Source organism: Kribbella sp. NPDC048837 (genome assembly GCF_055586945.1).
Genome location: NZ_JBVJHF010000006.1, coordinates 109,475 through 127,028, shown reverse-complemented (window position 1 = coordinate 127,028; position 17,554 = coordinate 109,475). Strand labels below are relative to the sequence as shown.

16 protein-coding genes are annotated in these 17,554 nt (G+C 70.1%); 13 read left to right on the top strand and 3 right to left on the bottom strand.

The window, feature by feature from the left end; all coding sequences use genetic code 11:
- The first annotated feature begins 183 nt into the window (after positions 1 to 183).
- From smc to ACZ6O0_RS27155, 4 genes are all read left to right on the top strand, one after another.
- Positions 184 to 3,747: a chromosome segregation protein SMC gene (smc, locus tag ACZ6O0_RS27170; protein WP_465768287.1), complete on the top strand. Its 3,564-nt coding sequence runs from the start codon at positions 184 to 186 to the stop codon at positions 3,745 to 3,747.
- Positions 3,748 to 3,817: 70 nt separating this feature from the next.
- Positions 3,818 to 4,384, top strand: coding sequence for a TetR/AcrR family transcriptional regulator (locus ACZ6O0_RS27165; RefSeq protein ID WP_465767810.1), 567 nt, complete (start codon positions 3,818 to 3,820; stop codon positions 4,382 to 4,384).
- Positions 4,385 to 4,460: 76 nt separating this feature from the next.
- A complete protein-coding gene (locus tag ACZ6O0_RS27160; protein ID WP_465767809.1) occupies positions 4,461 to 5,483 on the top strand; it encodes a zinc-binding dehydrogenase in 1,023 nt (340 codons plus the stop codon).
- 2 nt (positions 5,484 to 5,485) lie between these two features.
- Positions 5,486 to 6,436, top strand: a complete 951-nt coding sequence (locus tag ACZ6O0_RS27155; protein ID WP_465767808.1) for a zinc-dependent alcohol dehydrogenase family protein — start codon at positions 5,486 to 5,488, stop codon at positions 6,434 to 6,436.
- Here ACZ6O0_RS27155 and ACZ6O0_RS27150 read toward each other — a convergent pair.
- The gene (locus ACZ6O0_RS27150; RefSeq protein WP_465767807.1) at positions 6,426 to 6,749 is read right to left on the bottom strand and encodes a nuclear transport factor 2 family protein; all 324 of its coding nucleotides are present in this window, start codon (positions 6,747 to 6,749) and stop codon (positions 6,426 to 6,428) included. The genes ACZ6O0_RS27155 and ACZ6O0_RS27150 overlap by 11 nt on opposite strands.
- A 56-nt stretch (positions 6,750 to 6,805) precedes the next feature.
- Between ACZ6O0_RS27150 and ACZ6O0_RS27145 the strand changes: the two genes are divergently transcribed.
- The 5 genes from ACZ6O0_RS27145 to ACZ6O0_RS27125 all read left to right on the top strand — a co-directional run bounded on the left by ACZ6O0_RS27145 (position 6,806) and on the right by ACZ6O0_RS27125 (position 10,485).
- On the top strand, positions 6,806 to 7,357 hold the full coding sequence (locus ACZ6O0_RS27145; protein ID WP_465767806.1) for a COG4315 family predicted lipoprotein: 552 nt from the start codon (positions 6,806 to 6,808) through the stop codon (positions 7,355 to 7,357).
- Between the two features lie 61 nt (positions 7,358 to 7,418).
- A complete protein-coding gene (locus ACZ6O0_RS27140) occupies positions 7,419 to 7,949 on the top strand; it encodes a sigma-70 family RNA polymerase sigma factor (protein ID WP_465767805.1) in 531 nt (176 codons plus the stop codon).
- Complete coding sequence (locus ACZ6O0_RS27135; protein ID WP_465767804.1) at positions 7,946 to 8,650, top strand: anti-sigma factor family protein; 705 nt, start codon at positions 7,946 to 7,948, stop codon at positions 8,648 to 8,650. The genes ACZ6O0_RS27140 and ACZ6O0_RS27135 overlap by 4 nt, the downstream gene beginning before the upstream one ends.
- A 34-nt stretch (positions 8,651 to 8,684) precedes the next feature.
- On the top strand, positions 8,685 to 9,776 hold the full coding sequence (locus tag ACZ6O0_RS27130) for a threonine aldolase family protein (RefSeq protein WP_465767803.1): 1,092 nt from the start codon (positions 8,685 to 8,687) through the stop codon (positions 9,774 to 9,776).
- Between the two features lie 148 nt (positions 9,777 to 9,924).
- The gene (locus tag ACZ6O0_RS27125; protein ID WP_465767802.1) at positions 9,925 to 10,485 is read left to right on the top strand and encodes a dihydrofolate reductase family protein; all 561 of its coding nucleotides are present in this window, start codon (positions 9,925 to 9,927) and stop codon (positions 10,483 to 10,485) included.
- Here the strand turns inward: ACZ6O0_RS27125 and ACZ6O0_RS27120 are convergent.
- Both ACZ6O0_RS27120 and ACZ6O0_RS27115 read right to left on the bottom strand, forming a co-directional pair.
- Complete coding sequence (locus ACZ6O0_RS27120; RefSeq protein ID WP_465767801.1) at positions 10,478 to 11,383, bottom strand: M56 family metallopeptidase; 906 nt, start codon at positions 11,381 to 11,383, stop codon at positions 10,478 to 10,480. The two genes, ACZ6O0_RS27125 and ACZ6O0_RS27120, sit on opposite strands and share 8 nt — an antisense overlap.
- Complete coding sequence (locus tag ACZ6O0_RS27115) at positions 11,380 to 11,766, bottom strand: BlaI/MecI/CopY family transcriptional regulator (protein ID WP_465767800.1); 387 nt, start codon at positions 11,764 to 11,766, stop codon at positions 11,380 to 11,382. Before ACZ6O0_RS27115 ends, ACZ6O0_RS27120 begins: the two co-directional genes overlap by 4 nt.
- Before the next feature lie 83 nt (positions 11,767 to 11,849).
- Here ACZ6O0_RS27115 and ACZ6O0_RS27110 point away from each other — a divergent pair, with 83 nt between their 5' ends.
- From ACZ6O0_RS27110 to cydC, 4 genes are read left to right on the top strand one after another with little or no spacing between them, the layout of a single operon-like run.
- Complete coding sequence (locus tag ACZ6O0_RS27110) at positions 11,850 to 13,268, top strand: cytochrome ubiquinol oxidase subunit I (RefSeq protein ID WP_465767799.1); 1,419 nt, start codon at positions 11,850 to 11,852, stop codon at positions 13,266 to 13,268.
- A gap of 10 nt (positions 13,269 to 13,278) precedes the next feature.
- Positions 13,279 to 14,277 (top strand): cytochrome d ubiquinol oxidase subunit II, encoded by a 999-nt coding sequence (gene cydB / locus ACZ6O0_RS27105; protein ID WP_465767798.1) that lies wholly within the window; start codon positions 13,279 to 13,281, stop codon positions 14,275 to 14,277.
- Positions 14,278 to 14,297: 20 nt separating this feature from the next.
- The gene (gene cydD, locus ACZ6O0_RS27100; protein WP_465768286.1) at positions 14,298 to 15,899 is read left to right on the top strand and encodes a thiol reductant ABC exporter subunit CydD; all 1,602 of its coding nucleotides are present in this window, start codon (positions 14,298 to 14,300) and stop codon (positions 15,897 to 15,899) included.
- Positions 15,896 to 17,527 carry a thiol reductant ABC exporter subunit CydC gene (gene cydC, locus ACZ6O0_RS27095; protein ID WP_465767797.1) on the top strand — a complete coding sequence of 544 codons (1,632 nt, stop codon included), beginning with the start codon at positions 15,896 to 15,898 and terminating at the stop codon, positions 17,525 to 17,527. Before cydD ends, cydC begins: the two co-directional genes overlap by 4 nt.
- Positions 17,528 to 17,554 lie beyond the last annotated feature (27 nt).

Here is a 17,554-nt window from a genome sequence, read left to right as displayed (position 1 = left end):
TGACCTTTTGCCGGCCATTCTGATCGGTCGGCCTCCGCTGGATCGCGGCGATCTCTTTGTAGACTGCGATGCGGAACTACTTCCCCCGGGTAGCGGCAGCGTCACGAGCAGTACTGGCGTCATGTGCGGTTATGGCGGTTCCTTCGGTATCGTCTGTCCTTTCACGGGTTGGAGAGCTTCGCTTTGTACCTGAAGAGCATGACGCTCCGAGGCTTCAAGTCGTTCGCGTCGGCCACGACGATGAACTTCGAACCGGGCATCACCTGCATCGTCGGCCCGAACGGCTCCGGCAAGTCCAACGTCGTCGACGCCCTCGCCTGGGTGATGGGCGAGCAGGGCGCGAAGTCGCTGCGTGGCGGCAAGATGGAGGACGTCATCTTCGCCGGCACCTCCGGCCGCGCCCCGCTGGGCCGCGCCGAGGTGGTGCTCACCATCGACAACGCCGACGGCGCCCTGCCGATCGAGTACGCCGAGGTGACGATCAGCCGGACGATGTTTCGCAACGGCGGGTCGGACTACCAGATCAACGGCCAGAACTGCCGGCTGCTCGACGTCCAGGAACTGCTCAGCGACTCCGGGATCGGCCGCGAGATGCACGTCATCGTCGGCCAGGGCCAGCTCGACTCGATCCTGCGCGCCACGCCGGAGGGCCGGCGCGGGTTCGTCGAGGAGGCGGCCGGGGTCCTGAAGCACCGCAAACGTAAAGAAAAGGCGATCCGCAAGCTCGAGGCCACCGAGGGCAACCTGCACCGCCTCGGGGACCTGATCACCGAGATCCGCCGCCAGTTGAAGCCGCTCGGGCGCCAGGCGGAGGTGGCGCGCCGGGCGGTGACGATCCAGGCCGAGGTCCGCGACGGCCGGGCCCGGCTGCTGGCCGACGACATCGTCCAGGCGCAGTCCGCGCTGGAGGCTGAGCTGCGGGACGAGGCCGCGCTCACCCAGCGCCGGACCGAGACCGAAGCCAAGCTGCGCGAGGCCCGTGAGCTGGAGGCCGAGCTCGAGGACGCGCTCCGCGAGGACGCGCCGGCCCTGCAGGCCGCCCAGGACACCTGGTACCAGCTGTCCGGCTTCGGCGAGAAGATCAAGGGCACAGCGCGGATCGCGGCGGACCGGATCCGGTCGCTGAACGACGAGGCCGACGACGGCCCGCGCTCGGGGCGGGACCCCGACGAGCTGGAGCTGGAAGCTGCCCGGGTCCGCGAGACCGAGGCGCAGATCGAGGCCGAGGTCGAGGCGCACTCCGAGCTGCTCGCCGAGGCCGTCGAGCGCCGCCAGCAGTTGGAGTCGCAGGAGGCCGAGGAGGAGCGCCGGATCTCCGCGCTGATCCGGGCCGCCGCCGACCGCCGCGAGGGCCTGGCCCGGCTGACCGGCCAGGTGAACGCGCTGCAGAGCCGCGCGGCCGCCGCCGAGTCCGAGATCGGCCGCTTGGCCAGCAACATGCACGAGGCCGAGGTCCGGGCCGGCAAGGCGCAGCACGACTTCACCGCGCTGGAGACCCAGGTCGCCGGGCTGGACGCCGGCGAGAAGGGGCTCGACGACCAGTACGAGGCCGCCCAGGCGGTGCTCGACGAGATGGACGAGCGCCTGGCGAAGCTGCGGGCCGAGGAGCGCGACGCCGAGCGTGAGCGCACCGGACTGGCCGCGCGGAAGGAAGCGCTGGAGCTAGGCCTGAACCGCAAGGACGGCGCCGGCGCTCTGCTGGCCGCCTCCGAGCAGGTGAACGGCCTGATGGGTTCGGTGGCCGCCCTGCTGAGCGTGCGCTCCGGGTACGAGACCGCCATCGCGGCCGCGCTCGGTGAGGCCGCCGACGCGGTCGCTGTCACGCACACCGAGGCTGCTCTGCACGCGGTCGGGCACCTGAAGCAGCACGATCTCGGGCGGGCCGGGATGCTGCTGGGCGACGCCCCGGCCGACGACTACGCCCTGTGGCCGGCGTTGCCGTACGGAGCGTCGTACGCCGTCGATGTCGTGGACTGCCCGGAGACCCTCCGGCCCGCGCTGCGGCGGCTGCTGCGCAAGGTCGCCGTGGTCGACGACGTGGCAGCCGCTCGGTCGCTGCTGCGGAACCTCCCCGACGTCACGTGCACCACGCGCGGTGGCGACGTACTCGGGGCGCACTTCGCGTACGGCGGATCGGACGCGGCACCGAGCCTGATCGAGGTGCAGTCCGCGGTCGACGAGGCGACGGAGAAGCTGACCGAGGCGACGGCGCGGAGCGAGCGGCTTCGGTTCGAGCTGGCAGGCCTGGAGGACGAGCGGGCCCGGCAGAAGGAGTCCGTCGAGATCACGCTGGCCCGGCTGCACGAGTCGGACGCCGCGATGGCTGCTGTCGCCGAGCAGTTGGCGCACTTCGGGTCGCTGGCCAAGGCGTCCCGCGGTGAGGCGCAGCGGATGGCCGAGGCGATCGCCGCGGCCGAGGAGGAGCGCGACAAGAACCTGTCCGGCCTGGCCGAGCTGGAAGAGCGCCTGATGGACGCCGAGGCGTTCGACGACGACGGCGACGAGCCGGACGCGTCGGAGCGCGATCGGCTGGCCGAGGCGGCCAAGGCCGGCCGTGCGGCCGAGATGGAGGCGCGGCTCGCGCTGCGGACCACCGAGGAGCGGGCCCGGGCGCTGTCCGGGCGGGCCGACTCGCTGGAGCGCGCGGCGCGGCAGGAGCGCGAGGCCCGAGCCCGGGCGATTGCGCGGGCGGCACGCCGGGCCCGGCAGGCGGAGGCGGCCCAGGCCGTGCACCTGGCGGCCGGTCACGTGCTCGCCCGGCTGGAGTCCTCGCTGCAGCAGGCGGCGTCCGAGCGGGCGGCGATCCAGGCTCAGCGGGCGGACCGTGAGCAGGCGCTGGCGCAGGCCCGGTCCGCGACTCGGAACCTCAGCTCCGATCTGGAGCAGCTGACCAACACTGTGCACCGGGACGCGCTGGCCCGGGCCGAGCAGAAGATGCGGCTGGAGCAGCTGTACGAGAAGGCGCTCGGCGAGATCGGCATCGAGGTCGACGCCCTGGTCGCGGAGTACGGCCCGGACCAGCTGGTCCCACCGCTGCCCAAGGAGGGCGACGACGGCACGCTCGAGCTCGAGGGCGAGCCGTTCAACCGGACCAAGGTCGAGAAGCGGCTCAAGCAGGCCGAGCGCGCGCTCAACCAGCTCGGGCGGATCAACCCGCTCGCGCTGGAGGAGTTCGAGGCGATGGAGGAGCGGCACAAGTTCCTGTCCGAGCAACTCGAGGACCTGCGGAAGTCCCGGCGCGACCTGATGGACATCGTCAAGGAGGTCGACGAGCGGGTCGAGCAGGTCTTCACCGAGGCCTACCGCGATGTCGAGACCGCCTTCGAGCACGTCTTCAGCCGGCTGTTCCCCGGCGGTGAGGGCCGCTTGGTCCTGACCGACCCCGACGACATGCTCGCCACCGGCATCGACGTCGAGGCCCGCCCGCCCGGCAAGAAGGTCAAGCGCCTCTCGCTGCTGTCCGGTGGTGAGCGGTCCCTGGTCGCGGTCGCCTTCCTGGTCGCCCTGTTCAAGGCCCGCCCGTCGCCGTTCTACATCCTCGACGAGGTCGAGGCGGCGCTGGACGACACCAACCTCGGCCGCCTGCTGGAGATCTACGAGGAGCTCCGCGAGAACAGCCAGCTCCTGGTCATCACCCACCAGAAGCGCACCATGGAGGTCGCCGACGCCCTCTACGGCGTCACCATGCGCGGCGACGGCGTCTCCGCCGTCATCTCCCAACGCATCCGCGAACCCGAACCGGTCTGACCCGAAGGCCCCGGGAAACTCCCGGGGCCTTCTGTTTGCGAAATCTGAGACGACCGGTCATATTGGGGTCATGGCGCGGCGGAGTATGAAGGAAGAGATTCTGGGGGCCGGGGTGGACCTGTTCCTGGAGCGGGGGTTCAACGCGGCCGGGGTGAAGGACATCACGGATCGGGCCGGGGTGCCGAAGGGGTCGTTCTACAACCACTTCGAGAGCAAGGAGGCGCTGGCCGCGGTGGCTCTCGAGCGGTACGGCGACTCCCGCCGGCTCAGCGATCTCGCCGACCCGCGGGTGCCGCCGGTGGAGCGGATCCGCCGGCACTTCGAGTTCCTCCGGGACGAGCTGCCGGACTTCGCGCGCGGCTGCATGTTCGGCAACTTCAGTGCCGAGATCGTCGACCACAGTGAGCCGCTGCGCCTGCGGGTCAAGGGCAGCTTCGACGAGTGGTCGGGGATGCTGGCGGACGCGATCGCCGAGGGGCAGGCGGCGGGCGAGATCCGCGCGTCGCTCGACCCGCGGCAGACCGCGCACTACCTGACCAACGCCTGGGAGGGGACCCTCCTGCAGGCCCGGGCGGACAAGACCGGCGAGGCCTTCGACATCTTCTTCACCATCACCTTCGACGCGCTGCTGACCTGAGCCGACCAGCCGTCCCGGCCTCGGGACGGCTTTCTTGTTCCGACTTCAAGATGACCGACCGTCTTAAGGAGCACCCATGACCACCTACCGAGCGATCGAGGCCGTCGAGGACGGCACGTTCACGCTGGTCGAGCGTGAACTGACCGACCCGGGCGCCGGCCGCGTCCGGATCGCCGTCGAGGCTTGCGGCGTCTGCCACAGCGACATCGTCGGCGTGCACAACCTCTTCGGCAACCACCCGGCCGGTACGGCGATCGTCCCCGGCCACGAGGTGGTCGGCCGGATCGACGCAGTCGGCGACGGTGTGACCACCCGGTCCGTCGGCCAGCGCGTCGGCGTCGGCTACCTGGCCGGCCCTTGCGGCGTCTGCGCGAACTGCCGGCGCGGCGACTTCGTCTACTGCTCCAACCAGCCCATCACCGGCGACTCCATCGACGGCGGGTACGCCGAGTTCCTGACCACGCCGGCCAGTGGGCTGGTCGCCGTACCGGAGGAGTGGGACGCGGCTGAGGCGGCGCCGTTGTTGTGCGCGGGGATCACGGTGTTCAACGGTCTGCGCAAGGGTGCGGCGCGGCCCGGGGATCTCGTTGCCGTGCAGGGGATCGGCGGACTCGGGCATCTGGCGATCCAGTACGCCGCCAAGCTCGGGCTGCGCGTGGCTGCGATCGCGCGGGGCGAGGAGAAGCGCGAGCTCGCGCTGAAGCTCGGCGCGAGTGAGTACATCGACAGCGCCGCGGTGGATCCGGCGAAGGCGCTGCAGGAGCTCGGCGGTGCCCGGGTGATCGTGGCGACCGCGGCCAGCGGTGCCTCGATGACGCCGTTGGTCGACGGCCTGGGCCTGCGCGGCAACCTGATCGTGGTCGGTGCCGCGAGCGACCCGATCGAGGTGACGACCGGCTCGCTGATCTTCGGTGGTCGCTCGATCGAAGGCTCGCTCACCGGCACCCCGAGCGAGAACGAGGAGAACCTCACCTTCGCACTGAGCAACGACATCCGGCCGATGGTCGAGCGCGTCCCCCTCGCGCAGGCGGCCGAGGCGTACGCGCGGATGCGGTCCGGCGCGGCCCGGTTCCGCATGGTTCTGACGACGGGAGCCTGACCATGCAACTGATCCTGAAAGCCTTGGGCGACGTCCTGGAGAACGTCGTACTCGACCGCGAACCTGATCTGACCGTCGGTCCGGACGAGGTACTGGTCCGGATCGAGGCGGCGACGATCAACCCGGTCGACCCCATGCTTGCCTCAGGCAACTACGGCTACCGGATCGAGGTCCCGTTCGCGCTCGGCTCGGAAGGCGTCGGGCGCGTGGTCGAGGGCCGTGAAGACCTGCTGGGCCGGCGCGTGCTGATCCTGCCGAACTACGAGCAGGGCACGTGGGCGGAGCAGGTCGTGGTGAAGGCGGCTAACGTGATCCCGATCCCGGACGACGGTGACCCGCTGCAGCTCGCGATGGTCGGCATCAACCCGCTGACCGCTCACCTCGCGCTGACCAAGTACGTCGACCTGAAGCCGGGGGACTGGATCGGGCAGAACCTCGGCAACTCCGCCGTCGGGCAGTACGCCACCGCTCTCGCGAAGCACGCCGGCCTCAACGTGCTGAGCGTCGCACGACGGCCGGTCGCGCTCGACGGGGACGCGGTCGTCGTCGACGGCGACGACCTGGCCGGGCGGATCCAGGCCGAGCTGGGGGACAACCGGCTGAAACTGGTGCTCGACGGCACCGGCGACGCGACGGTCGGCGCGCTGGCGCAGGCGACCGGGTTCGAGGGCACCGTGGTGAGCTACTCGTCCGTGACCGGGCAACCACCCGCGATCGGGCTCGGCGACCACATCTACCGGCAGTTGCGGCTGACCGGCCTGTGGATCGTCAACTGGCTGACCACAGCGCCTCGGGCGGAGCTCGAGCAGACGTACGGCGATCTCGCCCGGCTGGTGGTGGACGGCGTACTGCGGGCGCAGGTCGAGGCGACGTACCCGCTGGAGGAGTACGCGAAGGCGCTCGAGCACGCCCGGCAGCCGGGCCGGGACGGGAAGGTGCTGTTCAGGCCGTGATGGTCATGGAGGCGAGTTGGTCGGACCGGACGTCGAAGGTGAAGTGGGACGGGCCGTTGAAGCCGTCGCCGCCGACCTGGGTGACGATGGTGAGCGGGTTGCCCGGGGTGGAGACCTCGGTGCCGGTGAAGGTGGCCCGCTTGCCGATCAGCTCGTTCTCGCTCCAGGAGCGGATCCGGTCGTGGCCGCGGAACTGGCGGCCCCAGTCGTCGACGTAACCGTCCGCGGCGAACGCCGCCACGAACGCGTCGTTGTCCTGCTCGTCGATCGCGGTGAGCGCGCGCTGGACCGCGGCGGGGATCTCTTGGCTCATGGAGGTGACGATAACGCTCCCGGTTGAACCGGTCGCGCGATCCGCACGTGTGGCGGGTGAGTTCGACAACCGAGGAGGACGTGATGAAGGGACTGGGCAGTGTGATCGGTGTGGTGGCGCTCGGCCTCGCGGGGCTGACCGCCTGCGGTGGCGGCGACGACTCGGGCTCGAGCTCCGGTTCCGGTGCGAGTACGTCGCAGTCCACCAGCCAGGCGGGGTCGGCCGCGAAGCTGGCCACCGCGGACGTCAGCGGTCTCGGCAAGGTCGTTGTCGATGGCAACGGGCGGACCGTGTACGTGTTCGACAAGGACACCTCTGGCAAGTCGAACTGCGAGAGTGGCTGCCTGGACAAATGGCCGGTGGTGGCGGCCGGCGACGGGACTCCGCAGCTGGACGGGATCAACGCGTCCCTGGTCAGCACGGTCACCCGGTCCGACGGCACCAAGCAGCTGGCGATCGGCGGACTGCCGCTGTACCTGTTCGCGAGTGACGCCCAGGCGGGTGATGCCAAGGGCCAGGCGGTCGGCGGTGTCTGGTGGGTGGTCGGCGCGGACGGCAAGAAGATCACCACACAGCCGTCCGGCTCCGGTAATGGCAACGGCTACTGAAACTCTGCCGCGGTGGGTCCCCGCCATTGCCAAAGGCGGGGAATCCCCTATCGTACGGACGGTGGGTGACTACCCAGGGCCGGACGCCGCCGAGACGTTGATCCGCACCCTGTACGCCGAGCACGGGCGCAGCCTGTTGGCCTACGCGACCCGTCTCACCGGTGACCGGGCCGCGGCGGAGGACGTCGTCCAGGAGACGCTGGTGCGGGCGTGGAAACACGCCGGCGACCTGACCGAGGGCAAGGGATCGGTCCGCGGCTGGTTGCTGACGGTGGCGCGAAACATCGTCACCGACCGGGCCAGAGCGCGGGCGGTGCGGCCGGCCGAGGTCGCCGACGTGGTGGACAAGCCGCCGGTGGAGAGTGATCACTCCGAGGCCGTGGTGAACACCATGGTGGTGATGGACGCCTTGGACAAGGTGTCACCGGAGCACCGCGAGGTGCTGGTGCAGCTGTACTACCGCGGCCGGTCGGTGGCCGAAGCCGCGAAGGAACTGGGTGTTCCACCCGGTACCGTGAAATCGAGATCGTATTACGCCCTCCGAGCTCTGCGCGCGGTGATGGCAGGACAAGAAGCGGAGGTGGCCCGATGACTGAGCACGACCGTACGCAGTTGGGTGCCTACGCGCTGGGTGCGCTGGAGCCGGACGAGGTCCGCGAGGTCGACGAGCACCTGGCCGGCTGTGCCGAGTGCCGGGCCGAGGTGGCCGAGCTGGCGGAGATGAACGACTTCCTCGGCGAGGTGCCGCCGGAGGCTTTCCTGGACGGTCCACCCGAGGGTGGCGATCTGCTGCTGCAGCGCACGCTGCGAGAGGTGCGGGCGCTGGCTTCCGAGCCCGCTCCGGCTCCGGCGCAGACTCCGGTCCCGGTGAAGCGGCGGTCCCGCTGGCTGCTGGTCGCGGCCGCGTTCGTGCTGATCGCCGGTGCGCTCGGCGGCGGCGTGGCCCTCGGCAGACAGACCGCACCGCCGGCCGACGTGCCGGTGGCCGGTTCCAAGCAGGTCACCGCGACCGATACCGGCACTGGTACGACGATGGCGACCACGGTGGAGCCACGGGCCGGCTGGAGCTGGATCCGGGTGAACGTCACGGGCCTGAAGGCCGGGGCCGAGTGCCAGATGTTCGTCACCGACAAGTCCGGCAAGACCTGGGGCGCCGGCAGTTGGGTGGTCTCCCCGAAGGCAGCCCGCGAGGGCAGCGTCTTCGGCGGCGGAGTCCTGGTGCCACTCGACCAGGTCCGTTCGGTGGAGATCAAGACCCTCCAGGGCCAGCACGTGGTGACCGCGACCATCTGAACAACCCGGTTGCAGCGCACGAGAAGATGGAGGCGTGCCTACTACCGCTGACGACCTGAGGGCCCGCCGGAAGGCTGCCGCCGACAACTGCGAACGCTGGCTGTCGCACCGACGGGTCCCCGTGCCGGACAGGTTGCGTCAGCTCGCCGATGTCGCCACCGATGACCAGAGCGACAGCTATGGCAGCGGTGGCGAGGTCGCGGCGCTGGAGCAGGAGGTGGCCGAGCTGCTCGGCAAGCCGGCGGCAGTGTTCGTGCCGACCGGCATCATGGCCCAGCAGAGTGTCCTGCGGGTGTACGCCGATCGCGCGGGGACCGGCCGGGTCGCGGTGCACGGGCTCTCGCACCTCCTGGTGCACGAGCTGAACGCACTCGAGGAGGTGCACCACCTCCGCATCGAGCGGCTGACGTCGGACCCACGCCAGCCGCGGCCGGACGAGCTGGCCGCGATTCCCGGGAAGCTGGCCGCGGTGACGCTGGAGCTGCCGCTGCGCGATGCCGGGTTCGTCCTGCCGTCGTGGGACGAGCTGGTGGTGTTCGCCGAGTCCTGTGCGGAGCGCGGCGTACCACTGCATCTGGATGGGGCTCGGCTGTGGGAGAGCACGCCGTACCTGGAGCACAGCCTGGCGGAGATCGCCGCGCTCGCCACGACGGTGTACGTGTCGTTCTACAAGGTGCTGGGTGGCGTGAGTGGTGCGGCGCTGGCCGGGCCGGAGGACGTGATCGCCGAGGTACGGCGCTGGCAGCGGCGACTGGGTGGCAACCTCTACTCGCTCTTCCCGTACGCCGTGTCCGCGCGCGACGGACTGCGGACCGTGCTGCCGGTGATGGACGACCTGCACCAGCGGGCCGTCGAGCTCGCGATGGCCTTGCAGAGCGAGGGATTCCGGGTCTTCCCCGAGCCGCCGCACACCAACTCGTTCCGGCTCTACGCGCCGCGCGCGGCCGAGGTGATCGAGCTGGCCGCGGTCGAGCGGATGGAGACCACCCGCGAGTCGATCTGCGGCCCCTGGCAGCCGGCCGACGTACCGGGCTGGTCGTGGGTGGAGCTGGTGACGACGCCGACGTCGCTGGAATGGCAGGTCGACGAGATCGCCAAGGCGTTCCGGGAACTATTGCCCCGCTGAGCGCGTCAGGCACAGTGTCGGGGTTGGGATACGGGGAGAGATGTGCTGACATTCGTCGTCACCATGGTGGTTCTGCTGGTTCTGTCGGGGCTCGTGCTGCTGGCCGTGGCCCGCGGCGAGGGGAAGCGATTCGGGTAGCCTCGCTGAGATGAGGCGGCTGATCTTTCAGGAGTACGTCACGCTCGACGGGTACGCCGCCGGGCCGGACGGTGGGCTGGAGTTCTTCGACTCGATCGCCGGGCAGGCCGACGACGACAATCTCGCGTTGCTCGAGAACGTCGACACGATGCTGCTCGGCGCCGAGACGTACCGGTTGTTCGTGGCCTTCTGGCCGACCGAAGCGTCGGCCGACGAGGTGATCGCGCCGAAGCTGAACGCGTTGCGTCTGGTGGTCGTGTCGACGACCCTCGACAGTGCGCCGTGGGGGGACTACGAGCCGGGCCTGGTGGTCCGCGACATCGACGCGGTGCGGGCGCTGAAGGCCGAGCAGGACGGCAAGGACATCATCTTGTGGGGCAGCATCTCGCTGTTCCACTCGCTGCTGCAGGCCGGCCTGGTCGACGAGGTGCAGCTCCGGATCTGCCCGGTGCTGCTCGGCGCCGGGAAGAGTGCGTTCCCGGCCGGCGGCTCACCGGTCGGCCTCGAGCTGCTCGAAGCCAGGCCGTGGGCCAAGGGCGGCGTCCTCGTCCGCTACCAGCCTGCTAGCTGACAGCGTCGACGATCGCCGTCACGATCGGGGCGGCGACGGTGAAAGTCGGCAGGATCAGCAGTGCCGCAGCACCGGCGTACGTCGCCGCCGAGAGCCAGCGCTCCTGGGGCTGTGGGTCGGCCAAGCGCTGCACCCTGAGCACTGTCGCCGACTTGGCGGCGGCAAGGGCTGCCTCCGGAGCTGGCGCGCCGGCCAGTGCGACCAGGGCGCGGGCCAGTGGCCGCGGTCCGTTGCGGCGACGCGCGTCGTCGTCCGCCAGCAGCTCCACGAGCGTGCGTGCCTGCTCCAGCGCTACATCGCTACGGACCCAGCGTGGGAAGGCCATGTGCAGTGCTGTGAACGCCTCCAGCACCAGGTCGTGGCGTGCACGCAGATGCGCCTGCTCATGCGCCAGTACGGCGTGCAGCTCGCTCTCATCGAGTCGCTCCAGCGCACCGACCGACACGACGACGCGGGCGCCGCGCAGCGCGGGCAGGCAGTAGGCCAGCGGCGTCTCCTCGGCGAGAACGCGCAGACCCGGGATCAGGCCGTCCGGTGTGGCCAGGATGTCGACCAGGTCGCGGTGACGTTTGCGCCGAGCTCTCGTGCCGACGGCGACGTGTCCAGTCGCCCAGAGCAGCCTCACCAGGACCAGCGCGGTCATGGCGAGGATCACTGCAGCCAGGAGGTCTCGGGGGGACGACGGGTCGAAGCGGGGCTGGCCTGGCTCGCCCGCAGTGGAGTAGGAGAGGGCTATGCCCGCGCCGACCGCTGCGAGGACGGCAGCGAGTGCGATGGCTTGCCAGAGTGCGACGGCAGCACGGGGAATCCGGTAGGGCCAGCTCGAACGAGCCAGCAACGCCGGAGCCGGTCCGGTCAGCACGAGGGCGAGTGCGGCCAGGAGAACCGGCGTGATCATCCGGCCTGCTCCTCCAGCCCGGCCAGTGCCTCCCGCAACAACGCGGCCTCCTCGTCGCTCACCTGGCCGACGAACCGGACCAGGGCCTCGCGGCGGTCGCCGGCGCGGTCGAGCGCGTCGCGCATCAGGTCGGCGGCGAGCTCCTCACGCGGCGCCGCGGCCCGGTAGCGCCAGGCCTTGCCGTCGCGCTCCCGCTCGGTCAGCTTCTTCTTCGCCAGCCGGTCCAGCACCGTCATCACGGTGGTGTAGGCGAGCTCCCGGGTCCCGGACAGTTGCTCGTGCACCTCGCGCACGGTCAGCGCCCGGGGAGCTGCCCAGAGCTGCTCCATCACCAGCCGCTCCAGGTCGCCCAGGGGACGCGGGGCCTTCTCCTCACTCGCCACGTGACCAGTATAACTACACAATGTAGTAGATCCGCGCTAGCCTCTACTACGTCATGTCGTAGATGGGCTCGGGAGGCCTTGCCGTGGACACCCTGGATCTGGCCCGCTGGCAGTTCGCGATCACCACCGTGTACCACTTCTTCTTCGTCCCGGTGACGATCTCGCTGGTCGCGATCACCGCCGGCCTGCAGACCGCGTGGTACCGCACCGGCAAGGAGAAGTACCTGCGGCTGACCAAGTTCTACGGGAAGCTGTTCCTGATCAACATCGCGATGGGCGTCGTCACCGGCCTCGTGCAGGAGTTCCAGTTCGGGATGAACTGGAGCGACTACTCGCGCTTCGTCGGGGACGTGTTCGGGGCCCCGCTGGCGCTGGAGGGGCTGCTCGCGTTCTTCCTCGAGTCGACGTTCATCGGGTTGTGGATCTTCGGCTGGGAGCGGCTGCCGAAGCTGGTCCACCTGGGGTGCATCTGGATGGTGGTGCTCGGCACCCAGTTGTCGGCGTACTTCATCCTGGCGGCCAACTCCTGGATGCAGAACCCGGTCGGCTTCCGGTACAACTCCGTGCGCGGCCGGGCCGAGATGACCGATCTGTGGGCGGTGCTGACGAACAAGGTCGTACTGGTCACCTTCCCGCACACGATCTTCGCCGCGTTCATGGTCGGCGGCGCGTTCGTGGCCGGCGTCGCGCTCTGGCACCTGGTCCGGCGGCCGGCGGTCGACAAGGACGTGTTCCGCTCGGCCCTGAAGATCGGTGCCTCGGTGGTGCTCGTGGCCAGTGTGGGTGTCGCGATCAGCGGTGACCTGCAGGGCAAGGTGATGACCGAGGTGCAGCCGATGAAGATGGCCGCGGCCGAGGCGCTCTACGAGACGGAGAAGCCGGCGTCGTTCTCGGTCTTCACCGTCGGCACGCTGGACGGCTCGAAGGAGATCTTCTCGGTCAAGCTGCCCTACCTGTTGTCGTTCCTGGCCACCGGGCACTTCGACGGCCAGGTGAAGGGGATCAACTCGCTGCAGGACGCGTACGAGCAGCTCTACGGCCCGGGGTCCTACAAGCCGAACATCCCGCTGACCTACTGGACGTTCCGCCTGATGATCGGTGTCGGGATGTTGTCGGCGGCGATCGCGGCGTGGTTGCTGTGGGTCACCCGCCGGGGGCGGGCGCCGGCCCGGTGGCTGATCTGGCTGGCCGCGCCGCTGCCGTTGCTGCCGCTGCTGGCGAACACCTTCGGCTGGGTCTTCACCGAGACCGGGCGGCAACCCTGGCTCGTGTTCGGATTGTTGCCGACGGCATCGGGTGTGTCACCGGGGACGACCAGTGCCGAGGTGATCACGTCGCTGGTGGGCTTCACCCTGCTGTACGGCGTACTCGCGGTGGTCGAGGTGAAGCTGCTGCTGCGGACCATCCGGGGCGGACTGGCGGGGACCGACGCGCCCGCCGCCGAGGGGCCGCCGGACGGCTCACCGGACGAGACCGAGAAACCACTGTCGTTCGCTTACTGAGGGGCTCGAGATGGAACTGACGACTGTGTGGTTCGTCGCGATCGCGACGCTGTGGACCGGGTACTTCGTCCTCGAGGGATTCGACTTCGGGGTCGGGACGCTGCTGCGGGTGCTCGGTCGCAACGAGCCCGAACGGCGGGCGGCGATCACCACGATCGGGCCCGTGTGGGACGGCAACGAGGTGTGGCTGATCATGGCCGGCGCGGCGACGTTCGCGGCCTTCCCCGAGTGGTACGCGACGCTGTTCAGCGGGTTCTACCTGCCGCTGTTCGCGATCCTGGTCGGGTTGATCGTGCGCGGCGTCGCGCTGGAGTACCGCGGCAAGCGGGACGAGCCGCACTGGCGCGACCGGATGGACCTGCTGATCATCATCGGCTCGGTGCTCCCGGCGGTGCTCTGGGGAGTTGCCTTCGGCAACATCATCCGGGGTGTGCCGCTGGACGCGGACCACGAGTTCGTCGGCAGCTTCGGCGATCTCATCAACCCGTTCGCGCTGCTGGGCGGTGTCACCTTCCTCGCGGTCTTCGCGACGCATGGCGCGATCTTCCTCGCGCTGCGCACCACCGGTGACCTGCGCGTCCGCGCCAGCCGGCTGGCCACCCGGGTGGGCGCCGTCGCCGCGGTCCTGACGATCGCCTTCCTGGCTTGGGCCCAGGCTCTGCGCGGTGACACCGTGTCCGTCATCCTGACGATCGCCGCGGTGGTCGCGTTCGCCGGCGGCCTGGTGGCCAACCTGTTCCGTCGCGAAGGCTGGGCCTTCACCGGTACGGCGGTGGCCATCGGACTGGCCGTGGTGTCGTTGTTCACGGCCCTGTTCCCGGACGTGATGCCGTCGACGCTGGAGCCGCAGTCGACGCTGACCGCGGTCGAGGCCGCGTCGTCGTCGTACACGTTGAAGGCGATGACGATCATCACGGCGATCTTCATGCCGTTCGTACTGCTGTATCAGGGCTGGACCTACTGGGTGTTCCGCAAGCGCGTGACGGTCGAGCCGGTGTCGGTCTCGTGAAGCCGCTCGACCCGCGGCTGGTGCAGAGGGCCCGGGGTGCCCGGGTCTTCCTGGCGGCGTCGGTGCTGATCGGCGTCGCCAGTGGGGTACTGATCGTGGTGCAGGCAGTCCTGCTGGCGCACGGCATCGCGGGGGTCGTGCTGCAGGGGAGTCCGGTCGCCGGAGTGGCCTGGGGGCTGGCGGCGGTCGTCGTGGGACGGGCCTTGCTCGTGTGGGCGCAGGAAGTGGTGGCTCAACGGGCTGCGGCTGCGGTGAAGTCGACGCTGCGGCGGCAGGTGCTGGAGCACTCGTTGACGCTCGGACCGGTGTGGCTGAGCGGTGAACGCAGTAGTGCGCTGACAACCCTGCTCACCAAGGGCCTCGACGACCTGGACCCGTACTTCGCCCGCTATCTGCCACAGCTCGTCCTCGCCGCGACCGTGCCGGCCGGAGTGATCGGGTGGATGGCGACCGGTGACTTGATCTCGGCGGCGACTGTCGTGATCACGCTGCCGTTGATTCCGATCTTCATGGCCCTGATCGGCTGGGCGACGCAAGCCCACAGTCGGCGTCGCCAGCACGCGCTGGCAGTGCTGGCGCACCACTTCGCCGACGTGGTCGCTGGACTGCCCACGCTGAAGCTGTTCGGTCGCGCGAAGGCTCAGGAGTCCGCCGTACGACGGGTGACGGACAAGCACCGGGTTGCGTCGATGGGAAGTCTGCGGCTGGCCTTCCTGTCCTCGTTCGCGTTGGAACTGCTGGCCAGCCTCTCGGTCGCGCTCGTCGCAGTGGGTGTCGGGCTCCGGCTGGTCGATGGGAAGCTCGGACTCGAGACGGCGTTGATGGTGTTGATCCTGGCGCCCGAGGCGTATCTCCCGCTGCGGCAGGTCGGTCTGCACTTCCACGCCAGCGCCGACGGGGTGGCCGCGAGCGAAGAGGTGTTCCGTGTGCTGGAGACTCCGCTACCCGAGCGCGGCGACCGTACCGACGTACCCGATCTGCGGCTGAGCCCGCTCTCTCTGTACGACGTGACCGTGCGGTACCCGGGTCGGGACGAGCCGGCGCTGGACGGCTTCGATCTGGAGTTGCGGCCGGGTGAGGTGGTTGCGCTCACTGGGCCGAGTGGTGCCGGGAAGTCGACGGTGCTGGCTGTGCTGCTCGGGTTCGTCGAGCCGGAGCGTGGAGTGGTCGTTGCCGGCAGCAGTGCGGTCGATGAGTTCGAGCCGAGTGCGTGGAGGCGGCAGTTCGCGTGGGTGCCGCAGCGGCCGGGGCTTCGGCTGGGCACCGTCGCCGACAACGTGCGGCTCGGTCGGCCGGATGCCTCGGATGATGAGATCCGCTTGGCGCTGATCGGTGCGGGCGCTGGTGAGCTGGAGCTCGACAAGGTCGTGGGGGAGCAGGGGCAGTTGCTGTCGGGTGGACAGCAGCGTCGGGTCGCACTGGCCAGAGCGCTCGTGACGGATGCGCCGGTGTTGTTGCTGGACGAGCCGACTGCCGGGTTGGACGCGGATGCGGAAGCCGCGGTGATCAACGGACTGCGGGCCAGTGGCCGGACCGTCCTGATGGTGGCGCATCGCCCAGGGCTGATCGCCGCAGCCGACCGCACGGTCACCGTGGGCGCGAGGGAGCTGGTGAGCGCATGAGCGCGCGCATGGAGTGGTGGGGACTTGTGCGGCCGCAGGTTGGCGTGCGGTGGCGGTTGCTGCTGGCCCTGGCTCTCGGCGTTGCGGCTGCGGGGTCTGCAGTCGCCTTGCTGGCTACGTCTGCCTGGTTGATCACGGCTGCTTCTGCTCAACCGCCGGTGCTTCTGCTGATGGTGCCGATCGTGGCGGTGCGGGCGTTCGGGGTCGGGCGCGGCGTGTTCCGGTACCTCGAGCGGTTGGTGGGGCACGACGCGGCGTACCGAGTGCTGGGGGAGACGCGGGCTCGCATCACCGGCCGGCTGGAGCCGCTGGCGCCGGGTGGGCTGACCTCGCACCGCAAGGGTGACCTGCTGGCGCGGCTCGTGCTGGATGTGGATGCGGTGCTCGACCTGTGGCTGCGGGTGCTGCTGCCGGTTGCGGTCGCCGCCGTGACAGCCGCCGCGACCGTCGGTCTGCTCGCCATCCTGCTCCCCGCGGCCGGAGCCGCGATCGCACTGGCGGTTCTGATCGCGTGCACGCTCGTACCCTGGCTGACCGCCAAGTCCGCCGAGCGCGCCGAGCAGAAGATCGCCGGCGCCCGCGGTGATGTCGCCGCCACCACGACCGAGACACTGCTGACCGCTGCGGACATCGTCGCCTTCAACGCGATCGACACCGTCCTCGACGACTTCAGCCGCCGTGACGCGCGGCTCGCCGCCGCCGAGCGCCGGTCCGCGTGGAGCGCCGGTCTGGGCAGCGCACTGCTCGTCCTGTGCATCGGCGGTGCGAGCGTGGCGGCCCTCGTGCTCGGCAGTACGGCGAACATCACCGGTGCGGTCTTCGCCGTACTGGTCCTCACCCCACTCGCGTTGGCGGACGTCCTCGGCGGCATCCCCGCGGCGGCCCAACTGGCGATCAGGATCCGATCCTCGCTCGGCCGAGTACAAGAACTGCTGGACACGCCGGTGCCCGTCACTGAGCCGACCGAGCCGCGGGCGCTTCCGGCCGGCCGCGACCTGCGGGTGAAGCTGCTGCGCGTCGGGTACGACGACCACGACGTACTCGACGGTCTGAGCGTGGACATGCCTGCCGGCAGCCGGGTGGTCGTCACTGGGCCGAGTGGCTCGGGGAAGAGCACGCTGGCCGCGGTGCTGCTGCGGTTCCTCGAGCCGCGAGCCGGAGAGGTCCTGCTGGACGGTGTGGACCTGTCCAGGCTCGAAGGCGACCAGGTGCGCTCGGTGGTCGGCCTGCTGACGCAGGAGAGCCACGTGTTCGACACGAGCATCCGGGAGAACCTGCTACTCGCCAAGCCGGGTGCGAGCGACCTGCAACTCTGGAAGGCGCTCTACCGGGCGCGGCTCGGGGTCTTCGTCGAAACGCTGCCCGACGGGCTGGACACGATGGTCGGTGAGCACGGCGCGCGGCTGTCCGGTGGTGAGCGGCAGCGGCTTGCCTTCGCCCGGCTCCTGCTGGCCGACCGCGACGTCCTCGTCCTGGACGAGCCGACCGAGCATCTGGACGAGGAGACCGGTCGTGCGCTGCTCGCGGACCTGTTCGCCGCGGCCGATCGCCGTACGGTCGTCCTCCTCACCCACCGGCCCGAGCTGGTGCCGGATCACGTACCGCGACAGCTGGTGTGCCTGACGTGACGAATGCGGGCGCCGGGCCGGGCGTCT

What these genes read in the sequence shown, in the direction of transcription:
- ACZ6O0_RS27120 (WP_465767801.1), bottom strand. Translation starts at nt 11,383, where the DNA reads ATGATCACGCCGGTTCTCCTGGCCGCACTCGCCCTCGTGCTGACCGGA.
- cydC (WP_465767797.1), top strand. Translation starts at nt 15,896, where the DNA reads ATGAGCGCGCGCATGGAGTGGTGGGGACTTGTGCGGCCGCAGGTTGGC.
- ACZ6O0_RS27150 (WP_465767807.1), bottom strand. Translation starts at nt 6,749, where the DNA reads ATGAGCCAAGAGATCCCCGCCGCGGTCCAGCGCGCGCTCACCGCGATC.
- ACZ6O0_RS27160 (WP_465767809.1), top strand. Translation starts at nt 4,461, where the DNA reads ATGACCACCTACCGAGCGATCGAGGCCGTCGAGGACGGCACGTTCACG.
- ACZ6O0_RS27155 (WP_465767808.1), top strand. Translation starts at nt 5,486, where the DNA reads ATGCAACTGATCCTGAAAGCCTTGGGCGACGTCCTGGAGAACGTCGTA.
- ACZ6O0_RS27165 (WP_465767810.1), top strand. Translation starts at nt 3,818, where the DNA reads ATGGCGCGGCGGAGTATGAAGGAAGAGATTCTGGGGGCCGGGGTGGAC.
- ACZ6O0_RS27135 (WP_465767804.1), top strand. Translation starts at nt 7,946, where the DNA reads ATGACTGAGCACGACCGTACGCAGTTGGGTGCCTACGCGCTGGGTGCG.
- ACZ6O0_RS27125 (WP_465767802.1), top strand. Translation starts at nt 9,925, where the DNA reads ATGAGGCGGCTGATCTTTCAGGAGTACGTCACGCTCGACGGGTACGCC.
- cydB (WP_465767798.1), top strand. Translation starts at nt 13,279, where the DNA reads ATGGAACTGACGACTGTGTGGTTCGTCGCGATCGCGACGCTGTGGACC.